Raw genomic sequence first — 16,271 nt, 5'->3', positions numbered from 1 at the left:
GATGGCAGAAGACCGCCTCCTGCGGGTGCGCGGCCTCCTCGACTCCGTGCGGGCCGAGGGGCGGACCGCGCTGACCGCGCCCGAGGGCAAGGTGATCGCCGACGCGTACGGGATCGCCGTACCGGGCGAGGAGCTGGCGACCGACGTCGAGGAGGCCGTGGCGTTCGCGGCGCGCTTCGGCGGGCCCGTCGTGATGAAGATCGTCTCGCCGGACATCCTGCACAAGACCGACGCCGGCGGGGTCGTCGTCGGCGTCGAGGGCGCCGCGGACGTACGGGCCGCGTTCCACACCATCATCGACAACGCGCGCGCCTACGACGCGGACGCCCGCATCGACGGTGTGCAGGTGCAGGAGCTGCTGCCGAAGGGGCAGGAGGTCATCGTCGGCGCGGTCACCGACCCGACCTTCGGGAAGGTGGTCGCGTTCGGGCTCGGCGGGGTCCTCGTCGAGGTCCTGAAGGACGTCACCTTCCGGCTCGCCCCGGTGGACGCCGACGAGGCCCTGTCGATGTTGGACTCGATCCGCTCGGCGGAGATCCTGCGCGGGGTGCGCGGCCAGGCGGGTGTGGACCGGTGGGCCGTGGCCGAGCAGATCCGCCGCGTGTCCGAACTCGTCGCGGACTTCCCGGAGATCGCGGAAGTCGACCTCAACCCGGTGATCGCCACCGCGGAGGGGGCGGTGGCGGCCGACATCCGGGTCATCCTCGCCGAGTCGCAGCCCGCGCCACGCCGGAAGTACTCGAGGGACGAGATCCTCGCGTCCATGCGCCGGCTGATGCAGCCGAGTTCGGTCGCCGTGATCGGTGCCTCCAACGAGCAGGGCAAGATCGGCAACTCGGTGATGCGCAACCTCGTCGACGGAGGTTTCGCCGGGGACATCCATCCGGTGAATCCCAAGGCCGATGACATCCTGGGCCGCAAGGCGTACAAGAGTGTCACGGACGTTCCCGGAGAGGTGGATGTGGCGGTCTTCGCGATCCCCGCCAAGTTCGTGGCCTCGGCCCTGGAGGAGGTGGGACGCAAGAAGATCCCGAACGCCGTGCTGATCCCCTCCGGTTTCGCCGAGACCGGCGAGCACGAACTCCAGGCGGAGATCGTGGAGATCGCCGAGCGGCACGGCGTACGACTGCTGGGCCCGAACATCTACGGCTACTACTCCACCTGGCAGGACCTCTGCGCCACGTTCTGCACGCCGTACGACGTCAAGGGCGGAGTCGCGCTGACCTCGCAGTCGGGCGGCATCGGGATGGCGATCCTGGGCTTCGCCCGCACCACCAAGACGGGTGTGTCGGCGATCGTGGGGCTCGGCAACAAGTCGGACCTGGACGAGGACGACCTGCTGACCTGGTTCGGGGAGGATCCCAACACCCAGTGCATCGCGATGCACCTGGAGGACCTCAAGGACGGCCGCGCCTTCGTGGAGGCCGCGCGGGCGACCGTGCCGAAGAAGCCGGTGGTGGTACTGAAGGCGGGGCGTACGGCGGCGGGCGCGAAGGCGGCCGGTTCGCACACCGGTGCCCTGGCGGGCGACGACGCCGTGTACGACGACATCCTGCGGCAGGCCGGGGTCATCCGGGCCCCCGGGCTGAACGAGATGCTGGAGTACGCGCGCGCGTTGCCGGTGCTTCCCGCCCCCCAGGGCGACAACATCGTCATCATCACGGGGGCCGGCGGCAGCGGTGTGCTGCTCTCGGACGCGGTGACGGACAACGGGCTGTCGCTGATGGAGATCCCGCCCGACCTGGACGAGGCGTTCCGGAAGTTCATCCCGCCCTTCGGGGCCGCGGGCAACCCGGTGGACATCACCGGGGGCGAGCCGCCGTCGACGTACGAGGCGACGATCCGGCTGGGGATGGAGGATCCGCGCATCCACGCGCTCGTCCTCGGCTACTGGCACACCATCGTCACCCCTCCGATGGTCTTCGCGGAGCTCACCGCGCGCGTGGTGGCCGAGTTCCGGGAGCGGGGCATCGAGAAGCCGGTCGTGGCGTCGCTCGCGGGCGACGTGGAGGTCGAGGAGGCCTGCCAGTACCTCTTCGAGCGCGGGGTCGTGGCGTACCCGTACACGACCGAGAAGCCGGTGGCCGTGCTCGGCGCCAAGTACCGCTGGGCGCGGGAGGCGGGGGTGCTGGGGGGCGGTACATGAGGTGAGGGAGCGGGGGCCGGCCGACGGTGCGCGTCGGCCGGCCCCGGGACCCGTACGCGCACGAAAGGCATGGGACAGGGGGCGCTGGCCAGATCTTTCGACGCAAGGGGTGCAATCCACGTGACAACCACCGACGTTCCACGGGTCGCCGCCTATCGCGAGCTGACCGACAAGAACGGACGCGTCTATCGCGTCGGCGAATCCGACATCGACATCATGGGGCGCAAGCGCAAGTGGATGGTGATCCTGCCGTGGATCGGCATGATGGGCATCTCCTCCGCCGAGTACGCGTTCGCCTCCGCCGAGGACACCCTGCACACGGCGCACAGCTGGAACAGCATGCACATCTTCTGGATGATGACCGTCTGGGTCTTCTTCCAGGCCGCGGTGGCCTTCCCCGCGGGCAAGCTGCGTGAGAGCGGAAGGCTTCCGGCCCGCTGGGCGATGATGTGCGGGGCGACGGGCACCCTGCTGGGCTATCTGTCGCTGGCGTTCGCGCCGCACGTCGTCTTCGCCTACATCGGCTTCAGCATGTTCAGCGGCATGGGCGCGGGCATGGTGTACGCCACCTGCGTCAACATGGTCGGCAAGTGGTATCCGGAGCGCAAGGGCGGCAAGACCGGCTTCGTCAACGGCGGTTTCGCCTACGGCTCGGTGCCCTTCGTCTTCCTCTTCAACGGCTACATGGACCTGACCAACTTCCGCTGGGTGCTGGTCTCGGTGGGTGTGTTCCTGGCCGGAATCGTCGCGTTCTCCGGCTACTTCTTCAGGGACCCGCCGAAGAACTGGTGGCCCTCCGCGATCGACCCGCTGAACCCGCCCGCCGACCCGCGTGCGGCCCGCTCGATGCGGATGAACCCGCCGGCGGTCCACCAGTACTCCCCCAAGGAGGCGTGGAAGACCGGCCGGGTGGCCCTGATGTGGTTCTGTCTGGCGTGCACGTCCGGCGTGAACATCTTCGGTATCGCGTTCCAGGTGGACATCGGCGAGGAGGCCGGCTTCGCGGGCGGGATCGTGGCCACGGCCATGTCCCTCAAGGCGATCGTCAACGGTACCGGCCGCGGCGTCATCGGCTGGCTCTCCGACCTCTACGGCCGCAAGCGGTGCCTGCTCGCCGTGTGCGTCATCCTGGGCCTCGCCCAGTTCGGCATCCTCTGGTCGGCGGACAGCAAGAACCTGACCCTGTTCCTGATCTTCTCCGCGATCTCCGGCTTCGGCGGCGGCGCGATCTTCCCGATGTTCGCGGCCCTCACCGCGGACTACTTCGGCGAGAACAACAACGCGTCCAACTACGGCATGGTCTACAGCGCCAAGCTCGTCTCCGGTCTGGGAGCGGGCATGGGTGCCGTGGTCGTCGGCGCATGGGGGCACTCCGGTGCCTTCATCCTGGCCGGCTCGATCTCGCTCTTCGCCGGCTGCGTGGCGCTGTTCCTCAGCCCGCCGGGACGCGACAAGGAAGGGAGCCGCATCGTTCCCAATCCACAACCGCTCGGCGAGGACACGGCCGGACCGTGACCCGCCCGGACAGAGCTCGTGGGCTGACCGTCCCACCTGTGAGGAGGCCCCTCCCTGACGCGGGAGGGGCCTCCTCATGCCGGTACGGCTCTCAGCACTTCTCCCTCAGGGAGTGCAGGTGCGCGCTGGAGCGGCGCGCGAAGGTGAGGGACTCGGCCGGGTTGTCGTGCTCGGCCTGCCAGTGGTGGGCCATGCGGTGGCCGCGCAGCCGGGTGACGGCGGAGATGAAGCGCTGGTAGTCGATGTCGCCGTCGCCCACGTCGGTCATGTTGTAGCCGTACGGGTTCGACGGGTCGCTCTCCCCGTCCTTCACGTGGAACAGCGGGTAGCGGTCGGGCCGCCTGAGGACGTAGTTCAGCGGGTCGAACGGCGCGGGCTTGCCGTCGGGACGCTTGGAGAAGCGGAACTGGCCGACGTACGCCCAGTAGATGTCCATCTCCAGGTAGACGAGGTCCGGGTCGGTCTCCTTGAGCAGGATGTCGTAGAGGCGGACCTTGGGGTTGTCCGTGGCGAAGGAGAACTCCTCGGAGTGGTTGTGCTGGTAGAACTTCATGCCCCGGGCCTTCGCGGCGGCGCCGTAGGTGTTGAAGTCCTCGGCGGCGCGCTTCCAGGCGTCGACGGTCGAGCCGTAGCGGAACGGGCCCGAGGCCGTGCCGATGTGCTTGAGGCCGAGGGCCTGGGCGTCGTCGAGGACCTTGGTGAGGTTCTGGGCGAAGGTGTAGGCGTTCGGGTCGTTGGAGTAGTAGCCGACGTGGCTGCCGATGGGGTTCAGGCCGTGGTTCCGTGCCAGCCGCTTGAGCTGGGCGAGGGTGATGGGGCCCGCGGAGCCCTGGGTGTAGCCGGCGAACTCGACCTCGTCGTAGCCGTATCTCTCCAGTTCGGCGAAGACAGGGCCGAAGCCGAGGGTGGAGACCTTGTCGCGCAGGCTGTAGAGCTGGATGCCGAGGCGGCCGGGCGGCAGCACGGGGCGGCCTCGGCCCTTGGCGCCGGACGCGGTGCCGGTGGTGGCCGCCGCGTTGCCGGTGGCAGCGGTCGCGGGTGCGGCGGCACCGAGCAGGGCGGCGGCGGTGGCGCCGGCGGCCACGCCGAGCATGCCGCGTCTGCTGAGGCGGTGGGTGAGCTCGGGATCGGGCTGGGAGAAGCGGCTCATGCGTGGAACTCCTCGTGATCGCGGGGCGTTGTCAGTGGTGAGTGCTTCACTTGTGACCGGTCGGGACTGAGACAGGGACTGAGGCTCTGTCCTCAGCCGAGACCGGCGAGTTCGAGCAGCAGTGACTTCACATCGGTGGCCGCGACGCGGTCACCGACAGCACGGGGGGTGGAGCAGATGAGGAGCGGACCGTCGTCGTCGCTCGCCGGAAGGCGGCCGTGGCTGCCGCGAATAGGTGAGGGGTCCAGGGGCACGACCGCCATGCGGTAGCGCATGCCGAGTTTCTTGCGCGCCAGTGCGGTGGCCGCCTTGACCTTGACGTAGGGGTCGAGGGGATCCATGAAGAGTTCGACCGGGTCGTAGCCGGGTTTGCGGTGGATCTCGACGAGTCGCGCGAAGTCGGGCGCGTGGGCGTCGTCGAGCCAGTAGTAGTACGTGAACCAGGCGTCGGGTTCCGCCACGGCGACGAGTTCGCCCGCGCGCGGATGGTCGAGGTGATGGGCCTTCTTGCCCTCGTCGTCGAGGAGTTGGCCGAGGCCGGGCAGACCGTCGAGGGCGGCCCGGGTGGCGTCGATGTCCTCGGGGCGGCGCACATATACGTGGGCGATCTGGTGGTCGGCGACCGCGAAGGCACGGGACGCCATCGGGTCGAGGTACTCCATGCCGTCCTGCGTGTGCACTTCCAGGAGGCCGGCGCGGCGCAGAGCGCGGTTGATGTCGACGGGCCGGCTCACGCGGGTGATGCCGTACTCGGACAGCGCGACGACCGTGCGGCCCTCGGCGCGGGCGTCGTCCAGGAGCGGGGCCAGGGCGGCGTCCAGGGCGGCGGCCGCCTTCAGGGAGCGCGGGTCGTCGGGGCCGAAGCGCTGCAGGTCGTAGTCGAGATGAGGGAGGTAGCAGAGCGTCAGATCGGGGTGCCGGGTGCGGTTGATGTGGCGGGTCGCGTCGATGATCCACCGGCTGGAGACGAGGTCGGCTCCGGGGCCCCAGAAGTGGAAGAGGGGGAACGTGCCGAATTTCTCGGTGAGTTCGTCGTGCAGCGCGGCCGGCCGGGTGTAGCAGTCGGGTTCCTTGCGGCCGTCGGCGTAGTAGACCGGACGGGGGGTGACGGTGAAGTCGGTGTCGGCGCCCATGGCGTACCACCAGCAGATGTTCGCGACGGTGTAGCCGGGGTGGGCGCGGCGGGCGGCGTCCCAGAGCTTGTCGCCGGCCACGAGCCCGTTGTGCTGGCGCCACAGGAGGACGTCGCCGAGTTCGCGGAAGTACCAGCCGTTGCCGACGATGCCGTGCTCCGAGGGCGTGGTGCCGGTGAGGAACGTGGACTGGGCGGCGCAGGTGACGGCGGGCAGGACGGTGCCCAGCGCGGCGCGGGAGCCGGACTGTCCGAGCGCCTTGAGACGGGGCATGTGGTCGAGGAGCCGGGGGGTGAGGCCGACGACGTCGAGGACGAGGAGGGGGGTGGGGCCTGCCGGGGCCGAGCGGGTGCCCGGGTCGGAAGGGTGGGTGCTCATGGCAGCTCCTTCAGGCCGAGGTCCGTCAGCAGGTCGCGGGCGAGGGTGAGTTCGGCGGCGATGCCCTCGGCGAGCTGGGCGCGGCCCCGGGGGCGCAGCTCGGGCGGGAGTGCCTGCCAGGTGTAGGTCTCGACCTCCAGGTGGCGGGTGAGCGGGGCCGGGCCGCCGACGAGCCGGGTCAGTGCGGACTTCAGGACCGGGAGTGTGGAGGTGAGGGGCGCGGCGGGGGCCGCGTGCAGGGGGACGTGGAAGTGGGCGCGCCAGGGTGCGCTGTCCGGCAGGGCGTGGCCGGCGAGGGCCTCGTCGAGGTCGTCGGTGGCGCGCAGCCCGGCGGCTGTGGCCGTGCGGGTCTGGTGCAGGAAGCGGGGTTCGGCGAACGCGGCGAGTGCCTCGCGGACCTCGGGCAGATGGGGGTGCTCGGCGTGCAGGGCGGCGGAGAGCTGGGACTTGACGACGGGGACACGGGCCTGGGTGAGGGCGTCCAGGGCGGTGTCCGGATCTTCGAAGGAGGTGGCGAGATGGCAGGTGTCGACACAGATGCCGATGCGGTCGTGGCCGATCGCGGTGAGCGGGGCGATGGCGTCGCGGGTGGTCTCGACGACGCAGCCGGGTTCCGGTTCCAGGCCGACGCGGATGGAGCGGCCGGTCAGTTCCTCGATGGCGTCGAGGCGTTCGGCGAGGGTGCGCAGGGCGGTGTGGGCGGTCTCCGCGCGCTCGTCGTCGTACGCGGTGCGCCAGGCGAGGGGCAGGGTGGAGATGGTGCCCTCGGCCACGTCGTCGGGGAGGAGCCCCGCGAGGACCCGGGCCAGGGCGCTGGTGTGGTCGAGGCGTTCCGGGTCGGACCAGTCCGGCTTGTAGACGCGGTACTTGACCTCCTCGGCGCCGAAGCCCTCATAGGGGAAGCCGTTGAGAGTGACGACTTCGAGGCCGCGGCGGTCGAGCTCGGTGCGCAGGCCGCGCAGCGCGGAAGGGTCGGTGACGAGGGCGTGGGCGGCGTCCTTGGCGAGCCACAGCCCGATCCCGAGCCGGTCGCGGCCCAGCCGGCGGCGGACGGGCTCGCAGTGGTCACGGAGCTGGGCGAGGACCCCGTCGAGGGTTTCGGCGGGGTGGACGTTGGTGCAGTAGGCGAGGTGGACGGTGGACCCGTCGGGGTGGCGGAAGCGCATGGTTCACGCCTCCGCGACGGGGACCCGAGCCGGCTGGTCGCCGTCTCCCGGGCCGGGATCCGGCTCGTGCGGGTCCTTGGGGGCGCCGCGGAGGATGGAGTTGCCCTCGTGCGTGGCCTCGGTGCCGGTGACGTCGAGGTTCAGGCGGCCGCTGAGCCCGTAGAAGGCGACGGGGTTGCGCCACAGCACCCGGTCGACGTCGTCCTCGTCGAAGCCCTCGGCCAGCATCAGGTCGCCGACCTTGCGGGTCTTGAGGGGGTCGCTCCTCCCCCAGTCGGCGGCGGAGTTCACCAGGACCTGCTCGGTGCCGTAGGCGCGCAGGATCGCGACCATCCGTTCCTCGTCCATCTTGGTGTCCGGATAGACGGAGAAGCCCAGCCAGCAGCCGCTGTCCTTGGCCTCCTTGACGGTGGTCTCGTTGAGGTGGTCGACCAGGACGCGTTCCGGGGGCAGGGCGGACTCCCGGACGGCGTCGAGGGTGCGGCGCAGGCCGGCGAGCTTGTCGCGGTGCGGGGTGTGCACCAGGGCGGGCAGGCCATGGTCCGCGGCGAGCTGGAGCTGCGTGGCGAGGGCGGTGTCCTCGGCGGGGGTCATGGAGTCATAGCCGATCTCGCCGACGGCCACGACGTTGTCCTTGACGAGATACCGGGGCAGTTCGTCGAGGACGGGCGCACAGCGCGGGTCGTTCGCCTCCTTGGGGTTGAGGGCGATCGTGCAGTGGTGGGCGATGCCGTACTGGGCGGCGCGGAAGGGTTCCCAGCCGAGCAGCGAGTCGAAGTAGTCGCGGAAGGAGGCGGGCGAGGTGCGGGGCTGGCCGAGCCAGAAGGAGGGCTCGACGACGGCGCGGACGCCGGCGGCGTACATGGCCTCGTAGTCGTCGGTGGTCCGGGAGGTCATGTGGATGTGGGGGTCGAAGATGCGCATCAGGACTCCTTGCCGTGGGGGTGGTCCGTGCCGTCCGTCCGGTGGGCCGGGGTGGCGGACTCGGTCAGGTCCAGGACGCGGTACAGGTCCTCGGGGACGGTGCGGCCTGCGGCGGTGCGCTCGGCGGCGTAGTCGCCCAGCATGCGGGCGAGTTCGTCGTCGCCGTGGGCGCGCCGGGGCAGGTCGGCCACGTGGTCGACGGGGACGCCGGTGAACAGGCACTTCAGCACGGCGTGGCGCCAGTCGTGGGCGGCCAGGTGCCGGGCGGCGTACGGGCCGACGGCGGCGGTGAGGAGCCGGGTGTCGTTGGTGCGCAGGGCGTCCTCGACGAGAGGGAGGGCGGCGGGGCCGGACACCAGGTGGGGCAGGGCGTGCAGGACGGCGCGGCGCTCGTCGGCGGTGCCCTGGAAGTACACCCGGGTCAGGGCGTCGGTTCCGGCGCGGGCCGCGTGGAGGATGAGGACCCGGGCGGCGTCGGCGTGCGCGGCACCGCAGCGCCGACCGGCCTCGGCGAGACGCAGCTCCCACGGGGAGATCGGCCCGTGGATGCCGGGGTGGGAGGCGGCCTCGTCGAGGGCGTGCTCGAGCCAGGACCGGGCGGCTCGGTCGAGGTGGGTGGTGAGGTGGCGACGGAGGTCGGCGGGCGAGGGGGTGGGAGCGGTGCCGGGACCGGGTTGGCCGGTGTGGGTGGTGCTGTCGGTTCTCGCCGCCGGTGTGGTGCGGGGCTGGGTCATGGGGTGCTGCTCCCTTCAGGGGTGGCGGAGGGAGCGCCGTGGGGTGGCGCGGCCTGCTGGAGGGCCGGAGCGGGGTGGGGCGATGTGCTGGCCGCGGTCCGCTCGGCGTGGCGGAGGAACGGGAGGGAGTGTGCGGCGAAGTGCGGGCCGGCGTGGGAGTGGCGGGGCAGTTCGACGACGGTCAGGCCCTGGTAACCGGTGGCGGCGAGGGCCGCCAGGACCGGCGGGAAGTCGATCTCCCCGTCTCCGAAGGGGAGGTGCTCGTGGACGCCTCGCCGCATGTCCTCGATCTGGACGTGCCGCAGCCAGGGTGCGGCGGCGCGCACGCAGTCGGCGGGAGAGAGGGGTTCGAGGCACTGGCAGTGGCCGAGGTCGAGAGTGAGTCCGAGAGGCTCGGGGTCGCCGAGCGTGCGGCGGAGGTGGTGGAAGTCGGCCAGGGTGGCGAGGAGGTGGCCCGGTTCGGGTTCGACGGCGAGCGGGATGCCGGCGGAGGCGGCGGCGTCCAGCACGGGCGTGAGGGTCTCGGCGAGACGCTTCCACGCGGTGTCCGTGTCGGTGCCGTCCGGGAGGACGCCGCTGAAGCAGTGGACCGCGTGGGCGCCGAGGTCGGCCGCGACCCGCACGGCACGGACGAGGAGGTCGGCCCGGCGCGCCCGGTCACCGGGGTCCGGGTCCAGCAGGGAGGGGCCGTGTTTGCGGCGTGGGTCGAGCACATAGCGGGCGCCCGTCTCCACGGTGACGCCGAGGCCGAGCGCGTCCAGCCGCCGCGCGACCCGTCGGGTGCGGGTGGCGAGGTCGGGGGCGAGGGGGTCGAGGTGCATGTGGTCGAGGGTCAGACCGACGCCGTCGTAGCCGAGATCGGCGAGGAGGGAGAGCGCGTCGTCGAGCCGGAGGTCGGCGAGACCGTTGGTGCCGTAGCCGAAGCGGAGGGGCTGGAGGGGCTGGAGGGGATCGAGAGGGGAGTTCTCCGGGGTCACGTCACGCTCACCTTCTTCGCGAACCGTGCTCCCAGCGGGGCCAGGGCCGCGATGAGGAGGGCCGTGGCCGTGCCCTTGGAGCGGGCGGTCAGGGTGGCCTGAAGGGGGATCGTGGCGCGGACGCCGGCGCCGACGGCTCGTTGGGTGAGCGGAGGTGAGGGGTTGAGCGTGGCGTGGAAGTAGGGGCGGGCGGTGGCCGCGACGTAGGCGGCCGCGAGAGCGGTGGTGACCGCCATGCCTCTCTCCGGCGGCCTCGCGGGACTGAGGTGGGCTGCGGGTTTCCGGCCGGGCAATGGTCCTGGAGGCCGAGTCGTTTCTGGCCCGAGAGGGTCGAGAGCGGTTGCCCCTCGGTGCTCGGACGGGCGGTGCGTCACCGCACGGGTCAGCAGGGCGGTCGTCGCGAGCGCCGCCAAGGGGGCCAGCGGTGAACCGCCCTGGGCTTCCTGACGGGAGACCGTCGTGACGGCCAGCGTGTGGGTGCCCAGCAGGGCCGCTGAGCGGAGCGCCGGTCGGGTGCGGCCGGTCGTCGCGGCCGCTCCCAGAAGGAGGTCGAGGCCACGGGCCGTGGCCATGGCCACGGGGCCCGCGGGGGTGTGTTTCAGGCCGAGGTCGTACGCCCAGACGGTCGCCGCGAGGGGCACGGCGACGGCCAGGGCGGGACGGCCGGCGCGGGCGGCGAGGGCCAGTCCGGCACCGGTGAGGGCACAGGCCGCCGTGAGCGCGGCGGCCGGGCGCACGCGGCCGGAGGGAAGGGGGCGGTGCGGGCGTTCGACGGCGTCGATGTCGCGGTCAGCCCAGTCGTTGAGGGCCATGCCGGCCTCATAGAGACAGAGGGAGGAGCCGATGGCGAGCAGGGTGCGGGCGTTGGGCGCCGCGCCGGTGGCGGCCGTGCCGGCCAGGGCGTCGCCCGGGACGCTGAACAGGGCGGGCAGACGGAGAAGTTCGGCCCAGGCGCGTCGGCGGGAGTGGCCGGTGCGTGGGCGGGGGGCCGTGTCACCGGAGCCGCCTCCAAGAGCGGCTGTGGACGCGCCCTCGATGCGTCCGCGAGAGCTGTCGCGCGCCGTCACAGCGCTTCCCCCGTCTCGTCGGGCTGTGCCACCGGCCCCATGACCTGGCCCTCTCCACCGGCCTGCCCCAGGCTCCGCCCGAACCGGACCAGTTCCTCGTACTGCTCGGCGAGACCGGACGGCCCGTCCCCGACGGGGTCCTTGAAGTAGAAGCCGAGGGCGTCGAGCGGGCCGGACAGGCCGGTCTCGTGGGCGCGGAGGGTCAGCCGGGCCAGGTCCAGGACCAGAGGTGCCGCGAGCGCCGAGTCGCAGCCCTGCCAGATGGTCTGGAGGATCATGCGGGTGCCGAGGAAGCCGTCGAAGGCGATGTGGTCCCAGGCGGTCTTCCAGTCGCCCAGGGCCGGGACGTCGTCGATGTGGACCTCGCCCTCGGGGACGGTGCCGAGGGTGTCGGCGAGGACGCGTTCCTTGCCGGCGTTCTTCGCCGCGGCGGCGGCCGGGTCGGCGAGGGCGGCGCCGTCGCCGCCGCCCAGCAGGTTCGTGCCGGACCAGGCACGGACCCTCAGCGCCCGCTGCGCGAACATCGGGCCCAGCACGGCCCGCAGCAGTGTCTGTCCGGTCTTGCCGTCCCGTCCGGCGTACGGCAGGCCGCTCCGCTCGGCCTCGCGGCCGGCGGCGGGGTGGTGGATGCCTTCGGAGGGGGTGAAGTTGACGTAGGGGCAGCCGGCGCGCAGGGCGGCCAGCGCGTACAGGGTGCTGGGAGGGAGAGGGGCGTCGGGGCCCTGGGACGCGGGCTCGGTGGAGGCGACGTTCACCACCACGGTCCGCTCCAGCGCGTGGCGGTGCGCGAAGTCGCGTATGTCGTCGGCGAAGGCCGTGATCAGTTCGGCCTCGCTCCTGGTGTCCCCCGGGGTGGGGCCACCGGGCCTGATCTCCCGGTCGGCGGCGGCGAGGTCGGCGGCGACGGCGGTGGCGACGCCCGGTGGGAGGACACCGCCGGCGGTCAGGGTCTCGGCGCGTTTGGGCAGGGGGCAGTCGAGGGTGTCGTGGCCGCCGAAGACGAGGTCGGACAGCGCGGGCAGACCGCTGTCGGTGAACGCCGGGGTCTCGGTGACCATGCCGGTGGGCGGGTGGAGTCCCGCGGTGATGGCGGCGCACCCCGTGACGACGGTGGTGGCGACGGAGCCTCGGGCTCCGATCAGCCACACCCCCACACGCGGTCGGGAGAGGGACGCGGACATGGGCAGCCTCCTGGTCGTGCGCGAACCCGAGGGGGAAGGGAGACGGCGGGCGGGGGTCCGGCGTCCCCCGCCCGCCGCCGTTCAGTCGCCCTTGACGGGCAGTTCCTTCAACTGGATGTTGCGGAAGGAGACCTGGTCGCCGGCGCCATGGTTCTGGAGGCCGATGTAGCCGTCGGTCAGGCTCCGCTGGGGGTCCTTGTTGGTGAAGTCGTTGATCTTGACTCCGTTGAGGAACACCTGGAGGCGTTCGCCCTGGACCTTGATCTCGTAGGAGTTCCACTGGCCGGGCGGCCGCAGCACCTGGTCACGGGCCTTGATGTTCGCCGACTTGAACGAGTAGACGGAGCCCGTGGTGCGGTCGGCCGCGTCCGTGGCGTCGATCTGGATCTCGTAGCCCTTGTTCACCGCGGACCAGGGGTCGTCGGAGGCCGGGAAGCCCACGAAGATCCCGGAGTTGTCGTCGCCCCGCATCTTCCAGTCGAGCTTGAGGGAGTACGACTTCAGCTCCTTGGCCTGGTACCAGAGCAGGCCCATGCCGCCCTCGGACTCCATCACGCCGTCCTTGACGGCGAACTTGCCGGGTCCGGCCTGCTTCCAGCCCTCCAGGGTCTGGCCGTTGAAGATCTTCCGGTAGTCCTTGCTCGGCTTGCAGTCCGCCTTGACCTGGCCGGTGGCGTACTGGAGGCCGCCGAGCAGGTGGGCCCGGAAGGCCTCTTCGGCGTAGGACTCCTTGGTGTGGCCACCGCCGGTGTAGAAGGACCGGCCGCCGCCGTAACTCTGGCACCAGGCGATCGGGTGGTCGCCCTTCATGTTCCCGCCCTGGTAGGTGGTCTCGTCCAGGGTGGCGAGGACCTTGGCCTGCTCACGCGGGTTGGTGCGGTAGTTGTACCACTCGTCGGTGCGCTCCCAGGCGTCGCCCAGGTGGGCGGTCGACGGGTGGTCGTGGTCCTCGACACGGACGGTGGCCTTCTGGTTGGCCGGGTGCGAGTCGAAGTAGGCGCCGACGAGGCCGCCGTAGAAGGACCAGTCGTATTCGGTGTCGGCGGCGGCGTGGATGCCCATGTACCCGCCGCCGCCCGCCACGTAGTTCTCGAACGCCTTCTGCTGTTCGGCGTTGAGGACGTCACCGGTGGTGGACAGGAAGGCCACCGCGTCGTACTTGGCGAGGTTGGTGGTGGTGAACTGCTTGGCCTCCTCGGTCGCGTCGACCGTGATGCCGGCCGGGCCGCCGAGCTCCTTCAGCGCGGCGATGCCGGCCGGGATGGAGTCGTGGCGGAAGCCGGCGGTCTTGGAGAAGACGAGGACCTTCTTGCCTCCCTTGAACGGCTCCTTGGAGAACTCGAAGTCGTCCACGTCGTACAGCGCGCCCGCGCCGCCCTTGAAGACCAGGTAGATGTCCGTGGTCTTCTTGGGCAGGGACCGCAGCGGTACGTCGACGTTCTGGAAGGTCTCCCAGCCGCCGGTCGGCGGGATATACGCCGAGCCGTGCAGCGGTCCGTCGGGCGAGCCGGTGCGCAGTTCGATGAAGCCGCCCGCGCCGCCGGAGGAGGCCCGCACGGTCATCTTCTTCTGCCCGTCGAACCGGTAGGGGGTGAAGGAGATCCAGTCGCCGTCGTCGATGTTGCCGACGGTCTTGCCGCCGTTGGCGCCGGTCTTGTCGATGACCGTGACGCCCTGCTGCTTGGAGAAGTGCTCGCCCTGGCGGTGCAGGGGCTGGAGCACGGTGCGGGCGGTGCCGGTCAGGGCCTCCTGGCCGTTGGCCCCGCCGTCCGTGTAGCCGGCGCCGACGACGCCGTAGATGTTGGCGTTGGGGTCGTGGCCGCCGTCACCGGGGGGCGGCTTCAGGGTGCCCTCGCAGCCCATCTCGCTGGTCAGCTCGTGGGCGTGGGAGTCGTGGCCGAGGCTGTAGGCGACCTTGACCTTGGAGCAGTCGACCGTCTCCTCGGGGTCGGTGACGGTCACCTTGAACGGGACGGGCTTGCCGAACTCGGCCATGGTGCCGTTGCCCGGGATGTCGATCCGCACCTTGGGCTCGGTGTTGCCGACCACGATCCGGGTGCTGGCGTTGCCGGTGTTGCCCTCGGCGTCCTTGGCGGTGAAGGTGGCGGTGTAGGTGCCGATCTTCTTGTACCTGTGGGTGGGGTTGAGACCCTCGCCCTTGGTGCCGTCGCCGAAGTCCCAGCTGTAGGTGAGGTCCGGGGAGTCGGCGTCCTTGGCCGAGCCGGTGAACTTGACCTTCAGGCCGGCCGCTCCGGACGTCTTGTCGGCGCTGACCTCGGCGATCGGCGAGAAGCCGTCCTCGGCGTTCTCGATCCGGTACAGCGCGGAGTGCTCGTCGCCCTGGAACCAGGAGACGCCGTAGTCGAGGACGTAGAGCGCGCCGTCGGGGCCGAACTCCATGTCCATGATCTGGGTGCCGGTCCACGGGAAGTCGTTGATCTTCGCTACGGACCCGTCGCCGTTCTGCTCGATCCGCTTGATCCAGCGGCGGCCGAACTCACCCGCGAAGAAGTCGCCGTCGTAGGCCTCGGGGAACTTCACCTTGGAGTCGAGGTCGGGGTCGTAGCGGTAGACCGGGCCGGCCATCGGGGACTCGGAGCCGGTGCCGAACTCGGGCACCGAAGCGCCGTCGTACGGGATCCAGGCGGCCTGCGCGGGCGGCAGGTCGGTGAGGCCCGTGTTGTACGGCGAGGTGTTCTTCAGGGCGGCGCAGTCGAACTTCTCGCCGGACTCCTTGGTAGCGAAGTCGTAGTCGAGGTAGGCGTCGTTGTTGCCGGTGCAGAAGGGCCAGCCGAAGTTGGCGGCCTTCGTCACCTTGGCGAACTCGACCTGTCCCGCCGGACCCCGCTTGGGGTCGGCGGCGCCCGCGTCGGGGCCGTAGTCGCCGACGTAGACGATGCCGGTCTTGTCGTCGACGCTCATCCGGAACGGGTTGCGGAAGCCCATCGCGTAGATCTCGGGGCGGGTCTTGTCCGTTCCCGGGGCGAAGAGGTTGCCGTCCGGGACGGTGTACGAGCCGTCCTCGGCGACCTTGATGCGCAGGATCTTGCCGCGCAGGTCGTTGGTGTTGGCGGAGCTGCGCCGGGCGTCGAAGGCGGGGTTGCGGCCCTCGCGGTCGTCGATGGGCGTGTAGCCGTCGGAGGCGAAGGGGTTGGAGTCGTCGCCGGTCGACAGATAGAGGTTGCCGGCCGCGTCGAAGTCGATGTCGCCGCCGACGTGGCAGCAGATGCCGCGGGAGGCCGCGACGTCGATGACCTTCTTCTCGCTGGCCTTGTTCAGCGTGCCGTTAGCGTTCAGGACGAAGCGGGAGAGGCGGTTGACGCCGTCGAACTTCTTGAACTCCTCGGCGGTGCCGGTCTCCGGGGCGTCCCCCGCGGGGGTGTCGAGCGGCGGGGCGTAGTAGAGGTAGATCGCCCGGTTGTTCTTGAAGTCCGGGTCGATGCCGACGCCCTGCAGTCCCTCCTCGTCGTGGCTGTAGACGTCGAGCTTGCCGGCGACCTTGGTGACGCCGCCCTGGTCGGTGAGGCGCAGTGTGCCGTCGCGCGAGGTGTGCAGCACGCTGCGGTCCGGGAGCACGGCGAGCGACATCGGCTCGCCCGTCTCGGGTTCGCCCTTGGCGAGCGGCACCTGCTGGAACTGTCCCTCGGCGGCTGCCGGATCGTCGTGTTCCGGGTGGCCGGGGTGGGCGCCGGCGACGGTGGCCGGGGTGCCCACGGCCAGGAGCAGGCCGGTGAACAGGGCGACGGTGGCGCGAAGCCCGGGACGCCCGGGATGCCTGGGGGTGCGGGTGCTTCTGAGTCCGGTTCTGTGCACGAAGTCCCTCCGGGAACGGGGTGGGCCGTACGGGGTGGGTGCGTAGACGTGCGGTGCGGGCGCCGGGGTGCGCCGTCACCCCGGAGG

General features: G+C 71.2%; 11 protein-coding genes. 2 read left to right on the top strand and 9 right to left on the bottom strand.

Features of this window, described 5'->3' with window-relative positions; genetic code table 11:
* Window position 1 precedes the first annotated feature (1 nt).
* Both ACZ6I3_RS04995 and ACZ6I3_RS04990 read left to right on the top strand, forming a co-directional pair.
* Window positions 2-2,146 carry an acetate--CoA ligase family protein gene (locus ACZ6I3_RS04995; RefSeq protein WP_469411805.1) on the top strand — a complete coding sequence of 715 codons (2,145 nt, stop codon included), beginning with the start codon at window positions 2-4 and terminating at the stop codon, window positions 2,144-2,146.
* A gap of 120 nt (window positions 2,147-2,266) precedes the next feature.
* Window positions 2,267-3,661: an OFA family MFS transporter gene (locus ACZ6I3_RS04990; protein WP_469411804.1), complete on the top strand. Its 1,395-nt coding sequence runs from the start codon at window positions 2,267-2,269 to the stop codon at window positions 3,659-3,661.
* Between the two features lie 91 nt (window positions 3,662-3,752).
* On the opposite strand, the gene ACZ6I3_RS04985 is transcribed toward ACZ6I3_RS04990, so the two are convergent.
* From ACZ6I3_RS04985 to ACZ6I3_RS04945, 9 genes are all read right to left on the bottom strand, one after another.
* Window positions 3,753-4,811: a sugar phosphate isomerase/epimerase family protein gene (locus ACZ6I3_RS04985; RefSeq protein WP_469411802.1), complete on the bottom strand. Its 1,059-nt coding sequence runs from the start codon at window positions 4,809-4,811 to the stop codon at window positions 3,753-3,755.
* Between the two features lie 92 nt (window positions 4,812-4,903).
* Window positions 4,904-6,322 (bottom strand): nucleotide pyrophosphatase/phosphodiesterase family protein, encoded by a 1,419-nt coding sequence (locus tag ACZ6I3_RS04980; protein ID WP_469411800.1) that lies wholly within the window; start codon window positions 6,320-6,322, stop codon window positions 4,904-4,906.
* Entirely contained in the window at window positions 6,319-7,488 is a 1,170-nt protein-coding gene (gene eboE, locus ACZ6I3_RS04975) for a metabolite traffic protein EboE (protein WP_469411798.1), read from the bottom strand. The genes ACZ6I3_RS04980 and eboE overlap by 4 nt, the downstream gene beginning before the upstream one ends.
* A gap of 3 nt (window positions 7,489-7,491) precedes the next feature.
* On the bottom strand, window positions 7,492-8,412 hold the full coding sequence (locus ACZ6I3_RS04970) for a TatD family hydrolase (protein WP_469411796.1): 921 nt from the start codon (window positions 8,410-8,412) through the stop codon (window positions 7,492-7,494).
* The gene (locus ACZ6I3_RS04965) at window positions 8,412-9,146 is read right to left on the bottom strand and encodes an EboA domain-containing protein (RefSeq protein ID WP_469411795.1); all 735 of its coding nucleotides are present in this window, start codon (window positions 9,144-9,146) and stop codon (window positions 8,412-8,414) included. The genes ACZ6I3_RS04970 and ACZ6I3_RS04965 overlap by 1 nt, the downstream gene beginning before the upstream one ends.
* On the bottom strand, window positions 9,143-10,123 hold the full coding sequence (locus ACZ6I3_RS04960) for a sugar phosphate isomerase/epimerase family protein (RefSeq protein WP_469411793.1): 981 nt from the start codon (window positions 10,121-10,123) through the stop codon (window positions 9,143-9,145). Before ACZ6I3_RS04960 ends, ACZ6I3_RS04965 begins: the two co-directional genes overlap by 4 nt.
* Window positions 10,120-11,160: an SCO3242 family prenyltransferase gene (locus tag ACZ6I3_RS04955; RefSeq protein ID WP_469412461.1), complete on the bottom strand. Its 1,041-nt coding sequence runs from the start codon at window positions 11,158-11,160 to the stop codon at window positions 10,120-10,122. The genes ACZ6I3_RS04960 and ACZ6I3_RS04955 overlap by 4 nt, the downstream gene beginning before the upstream one ends.
* A 26-nt stretch (window positions 11,161-11,186) precedes the next feature.
* Window positions 11,187-12,371 carry an inositol-3-phosphate synthase gene (locus tag ACZ6I3_RS04950; RefSeq protein ID WP_469411791.1) on the bottom strand — a complete coding sequence of 395 codons (1,185 nt, stop codon included), beginning with the start codon at window positions 12,369-12,371 and terminating at the stop codon, window positions 11,187-11,189.
* Window positions 12,372-12,452: 81 nt separating this feature from the next.
* Window positions 12,453-16,184 carry a ThuA domain-containing protein gene (locus tag ACZ6I3_RS04945; RefSeq protein WP_469411789.1) on the bottom strand — a complete coding sequence of 1,244 codons (3,732 nt, stop codon included), beginning with the start codon at window positions 16,182-16,184 and terminating at the stop codon, window positions 12,453-12,455.
* Between the last annotated feature and the right edge of the window lie 87 nt (window positions 16,185-16,271).

Source organism: Streptomyces sp. NPDC041940 (assembly GCF_055589465.1).
This window is presented reverse-complemented; position numbering and strand designations above follow the sequence as displayed.

Coding starts and splice junctions, on each gene's coding strand:
- ACZ6I3_RS04995 (WP_469411805.1), top strand. CDS start 2: ATGGCAGAAGACCGCCTCCTGCGGGTGCGCGGCCTCCTCGACTCCGTG.
- ACZ6I3_RS04985 (WP_469411802.1), bottom strand. CDS start 4,811: ATGAGCCGCTTCTCCCAGCCCGATCCCGAGCTCACCCACCGCCTCAGC.
- ACZ6I3_RS04980 (WP_469411800.1), bottom strand. CDS start 6,322: ATGAGCACCCACCCTTCCGACCCGGGCACCCGCTCGGCCCCGGCAGGC.
- eboE (WP_469411798.1), bottom strand. CDS start 7,488: ATGCGCTTCCGCCACCCCGACGGGTCCACCGTCCACCTCGCCTACTGC.
- ACZ6I3_RS04970 (WP_469411796.1), bottom strand. CDS start 8,412: ATGCGCATCTTCGACCCCCACATCCACATGACCTCCCGGACCACCGAC.
- ACZ6I3_RS04965 (WP_469411795.1), bottom strand. CDS start 9,146: ATGACCCAGCCCCGCACCACACCGGCGGCGAGAACCGACAGCACCACC.
- ACZ6I3_RS04950 (WP_469411791.1), bottom strand. CDS start 12,371: ATGTCCGCGTCCCTCTCCCGACCGCGTGTGGGGGTGTGGCTGATCGGA.